The organism is Deltaproteobacteria bacterium, from assembly GCA_009930495.1.
Taxonomy (GTDB): Bacteria; Desulfobacterota; Desulfovibrionia; order Desulfovibrionales; family Desulfomicrobiaceae; genus Desulfomicrobium.
In genome coordinates this window covers 1-4728 of record RZYB01000183.1, presented here as the reverse complement: position 1 = coordinate 4728, position 4728 = coordinate 1, and the positions used below count along the sequence as shown (strand labels likewise).

At 59.7% G+C, this 4728-nt stretch carries 5 protein-coding genes; all 5 read right to left on the bottom strand.

Annotated elements, in window-relative coordinates; all coding sequences use genetic code 11:
- Positions 1-498 (bottom strand): 3-phosphoshikimate 1-carboxyvinyltransferase (locus EOL86_12075; GenBank protein NCD26311.1); only part of this gene is annotated, 498 nt, incomplete at its 3' end.
- Positions 495-1613 (bottom strand): prephenate dehydratase, encoded by a 1119-nt coding sequence (gene pheA, locus EOL86_12070; protein ID NCD26310.1) that lies wholly within the window; start codon positions 1611-1613, stop codon positions 495-497. The genes pheA and EOL86_12075, both read right to left, overlap by 4 nt.
- 6 nt (positions 1614-1619) lie before the next feature.
- Positions 1620-2588: a 3-dehydroquinate synthase II family protein gene (locus EOL86_12065; protein NCD26309.1), complete on the bottom strand. Its 969-nt coding sequence runs from the start codon at positions 2586-2588 to the stop codon at positions 1620-1622.
- Between the two features lie 9 nt (positions 2589-2597).
- Positions 2598-3404, bottom strand: coding sequence for a fructose-bisphosphate aldolase (locus tag EOL86_12060; protein ID NCD26308.1), 807 nt, complete (start codon positions 3402-3404; stop codon positions 2598-2600).
- Positions 3405-4069: 665 nt separating this feature from the next.
- The gene (locus EOL86_12055) at positions 4070-4261 is read right to left on the bottom strand and encodes a hypothetical protein (GenBank protein ID NCD26307.1); all 192 of its coding nucleotides are present in this window, start codon (positions 4259-4261) and stop codon (positions 4070-4072) included.
- Between the last annotated feature and the right edge of the window lie 467 nt (positions 4262-4728).

Below are 4728 nucleotides of genomic sequence, written 5' to 3'. Positions count from 1 at the left end.
GCCCGAGAGGTACTGACTGCTCTGTTCCAGGTTGATGACCACCTCGCCGCCGACAAGGCCGGGGCTGGACAGGACCAGGGGCGGGTAGCCGATCTTGTCCTCGAAGGTCACGCGCACGCCTTGTTGGGCCAGGGCCTCGGTTAGATCGGCCACGGGACGGTCGTGCATGCGGCCCTCGCCGTGGAAACGGTAGATGCCGGGCACGGCCGTGACCACGCCCATCATCAGCCGGCAGGTGGTGCCGGACTCGCCCACGTTCATGTCCACCACGTCTTGGGGGGGGCATGCCCGGCCAGTTCCGATGCCGCGCACGAAGATCCTGTCGCCGCGCGCTTCGATGACCGCGCCCAGGCCGCGCAGACAATCCGTGGTACGGGCCAGATCCTGGCTGTCCAGCACCCCTTCCAGCAGCGATTCGCCATTGGCCAGGGCCGCGCAGATGAGCGCCCGATGGGACAGGGATTTGGAGGAGGGCGCGGTGATGGTGATCGTGTTCATGCGGACTCCCGCGTCATGCCGGTGCCGTAGAGTTGCGGTCCGGTAGGATAGCTTCCGAGCACGCGCATGGTATGACAAAGCTTGGTCAGATGGTTCATGGTGTTTTCATATTGGTCCTGGGACAAGTCGCATTCCACGTCCATGAAAAAGACGTATTTCCATTTTTCGCCTTTGAGCGGGCGTGATTCGAGTTTGGTCAGATTGAGCCCCTGGTCGGCCAGCAGGTTCAAAATGGCGGCCAGGGCGCCGGGACGGTCCGGCGTGGTGAAGAGGAGCGAGGTTTTGTCCCGACTGCTGCCCTGGGTCGGGGTCGGTCCAATGACCAGAAAACGGGTCCAGTTGTCGGGCAGATCCTGGATATCCAGGGCCACGGCCGTCAAACCGTAGCGTTCCACCAGCCGGGGATGGCCAATGGCCGCGGCACCGTTGCCTTCCTGCTCGGCCAGGGCCGCGGCCGCGGCGGTGCTGTCCACGGGAATGACCTCGGCCTGCGGGATGTTGGTTCTGAGCCAGCCGGAGCATTGGGCCAGGGCCTGGGGATGGGAATAAACCCGGCGTACCTGGGACAGATCGCTCCCCGTGGCCAGCAGGGCGTGACTGATGCGGCTGAACAGCTCGGCATGGATATAGACATTGTATTGCAGGAAGAGATCCAGGCTCTGCCCGACGCTGCCCTGCAGGGAATTTTCCAGTGGAATGACGCCCAGGTCGGCCTTGCGCGAGGCCACGGTCAGAAAGACGTCGTGCAGGGTCGGACAGGGCGAGAAGTCCATGGATCGACCCAGGTACTCCAGGGCGGCCTGATGGGTGAACGTGCCTTCGGGCCCGAGGTAGGCCACGATTTGCGGTTGTTGCAGGCGGCGCGAGGAGGAAATGATTTCTCGGTAGATGGCCCGCAGGTGGTCTTCGGGGAGGATGCCGGAACTTACGGCCGTCAGTCGGTTCAGGACTTCCTTTTCCCGGAAGGGTTTGAATACCATGTCCAGGGAATGGGATTTGATGTGTCCCACCTCGCGGCTGAGGGTTGCCCGCTTGTTGAGCAGGTCGACGATGCGGTCGTCCAGGTCGTCGATCTGCGTCCGTATTTCCGTCAGGCGGGCGGTGGCGTCGTTGATCATGGGCTATTCCTTGATGTCCTCGGTGATGCGCATGCCGAAATGCCGTCCGGCCTGGTCTGTGCGGCAGAGCACCTTGTCGCCGACCTGCAGGTCGACCACGCTGACCGGGGAACCGTCGGCCCGGACCAGCCGGATGGTCTCGGCGTTTTGCAGGAAGATGGTCCCGCTCTTGCCGCTGGTTTCCGCTTCGATGAGCAGCATGGGCCGGATCTCCACCTTGCAACGGCCGACCGTGGCCAGGGTGGTCGCGCCGTCGGCGCCGACAATGAGCACCTCGGAGCCGGTTTTCAGCTCGTCGAGATAGGTGGTTTTGTCGCCGGGCATGGCCGCGTAGGCGTGCACGGCTCCGGCATTGATGCGGAAGGGACGTGGCGCCACATAAGGGTTGGATTCGGTTTCGGCGTTGATCAGGAAGGTGAAGGCGCTGGAGTTGCCGACCAGCATGCCTTGGCCGGATTTCATCAGGCTCATGGTGTCCACACAGACGCGATGGCCAAGACCGGCGGATGTGACATTGGTGATGATCGCGGTTTCCAATTCCATGGTGCCCTGGCTGAGTTTGAGTTCGCGGACAATGGTTTTCAGATCGTAGACGGCGGACGGCAGGACAAGCACGGTTTTGACCCCGCGTTCCAGGATGCCGGCGGCCAGCCTCGCCCGATCCAGACTGGCCACTTCCACGGCCAGATTTTCGGACTGGGCCAGGATGTTTTCGACGGGAATGATTTCCCAGCCTTCTTTCAGGATGACGTTTCGGCCCTGGACTAAAAGACGCACGGCTTCTTCTTCGTCAGCCTTACTGTCCAGGCGGATAAAGGCTTGTTCTTCGGCGGCCAGGACCGGCGTTTTGCTCAGGGCCTGGACAGAGGCGACGTGCGCGGACTCGACAATGACGGCGTCCACACCAGATTCCAGGGCCAGGGTGATTTCGCCTTTGTCAAAGGGGATGCCGGAAAAGATGACGTTTTTCATGGTCTGCCCTTAGATTTTAGGTTCTTCGAGTAGGGCCAGGGCTTGGTCGACGCTGTATTCCATGTGTACCACGGCGTGCAGGGCCTGAACCAATCTGGTTGGATCGTCGGCCTGGAAGATATTGCGTCCCATGGATAGGCCCGCCCCGCCAGCGGCGATGGAGTCGTGCGCCATTTGCAGGATTTCGCGGGGAGAATCCATGCGTGGGCCGCCGGCAATGACCACGGGCACGCAGCAGCTTTCCGTGACCGTGGCGAAGGATTCCGGATCGCCGGTGTAGACGACCTTGATCACGTCGGCGCCGAGCTCCTCGGCCAGTCGGGCACAGTGCGCCACGGTGGCCGGATCCCATTCGGATTTGATTTTCGGTCCACGGGCGTAGACCATGGCCAGGAGCGGCATGCCCCATTCGTTGCATTTGGAGGCGACCTGCCCCATGTCGCGGAGCATATCCCGTTCGGATTCGTCACCGAGATTCAGATGCACGGACACGGCGTCGGCGCCGAGCTTGATCCCGTCTTCCACGGTTCCAACCAGAATTTTGGCGTTGGGGAAGGGGGAGAGCGTGGTGCTGGCGGAAAGATGGATGATGAGCCCGACGTCACGGCCGTGGCCGCGGTGGGAACAGCGAGGCAGGCCTTTGTGCATCAGCACGGCATTGGCGCCGCCCTCGGCCACTTTGTCGACGGTGGCGCGCATGTCCACCAGCCCGGCGATGGGGCCGACCGTGGTGCCGTGATCCAGGGGCACGATGATGCTGCGGCCCGTGTTGCGGTTGAAGATTCGTTCCAGTCGAACGCTTTTGCCCATGTTCATGATGTCCTCCTGATTTTGGCCCGGCTCCCGGCGGCGGATACAAAAAAAGGGCCGCCGGCGTGTTCGCCTGCGGCCCTTTGGTTGGTTTGCTTCAGATGTGTGCGACTAAAGCAGTCCCCCCAGACCACAGGCTCTGCTAAAATAAAAGTACCAAAAAAAGTACAGGCTGTTGCTGGAGGTAAAGTTTTTCATCGCGAGAAAAGCATTACGCCTGTTGCGAGAAATGCGTCAAGAGAAATTTATGACCGGTGGTCATTTTTTTGGTCGGGGTTTTGCCAGGGAGCGCGAGGCCGGGAATGTCCGTCTTGGACATCGGGAGGCGATGGGATAGGGTTTTGAAAAAGCGGACGGTAAGGAGAATGCGCGTCGCGGAGCGGAGCCTGTCACGCCGCACGCGTGGAACCCAGGCTGGCCGTGTGCCTGTGGTAGGCAATGAGTTCATGGCGGGTGGTCGCGAAAACAAGGTGGTGGGGCGTGGACGATGTTCAGGACTTGGAAAGACAGGGCGGGATTCTTGGGAGTTTTTACCGTCGGCGGCGAATCGAGAGGGAGGTCCGAGACCGGGATTCCGTGGTCAGGACTGTCCCTCGGGATATCGAAAACAATCCGGTTGGCTCCGCGAGTTCCGGTTCTTTCACCAAGGGGCGTTTCGTGGATGAAGCGGGCTAGAGGGCTCGCAGATAGTCGATCCCGTTCAAAATCAACGTCTGGGCGTGGAGCGCCGCTCCAGCGATGTCTTCCCAGAAATGATTGGCCAGGGAGAGGAGGGAAAGGCTGGACAGGAAGAACAGGACAGTCCAGACATTGCGGATGACAACAAGCAGGATATCGAAAAAAAGACGTGTTGGGGAGACCATGGAAACCCTCTCGCGTATTGGGTGCATGTTAGCGGCGCCTTGAGCGTCGACCTCTTTTGCCCGTGGATTTTGGTCCGGTCCAAAAATTTTGGGCGATCCAATAAATACCGTAGCCTACAAGGGCCAGCAGGAAAAAGCGCGGAAAAAAGATGCATAAGAGAGCGCCCACCGCGAAGAGTAGGGGATGGATGCCCATGGAGCGCAAAATACCTTGAATTTGATACAGTAGCTGTCTGAATTGGTTCATAATGAAAGTCCTTTTTGGTGCCCACCTTGCTATGCTGGATTCCACTGAAAGTAAACGTGAAAATCTTTTTGAGGGTCATCGCGGCCTTTGTGCCGGCCTTGTCCGGGTCTTTTTTTATTATAGGACTCGACTTTCGGGGTTGTTAGTAAAGTCGCGGAAGCAGAAATCTTTCTAAAATAATTGAATATTTTGATTGAGGGGATCCTCCTTCTGTAGTAGT

What these genes read in the sequence shown, in the direction of transcription:
- EOL86_12065 (NCD26309.1), bottom strand. Translation starts at nt 2,588, where the DNA reads ATGAAAAACGTCATCTTTTCCGGCATCCCCTTTGACAAAGGCGAAATC.
- EOL86_12060 (NCD26308.1), bottom strand. Translation starts at nt 3,404, where the DNA reads ATGAACATGGGCAAAAGCGTTCGACTGGAACGAATCTTCAACCGCAAC.
- EOL86_12055 (NCD26307.1), bottom strand. Translation starts at nt 4,261, where the DNA reads ATGGTCTCCCCAACACGTCTTTTTTTCGATATCCTGCTTGTTGTCATC.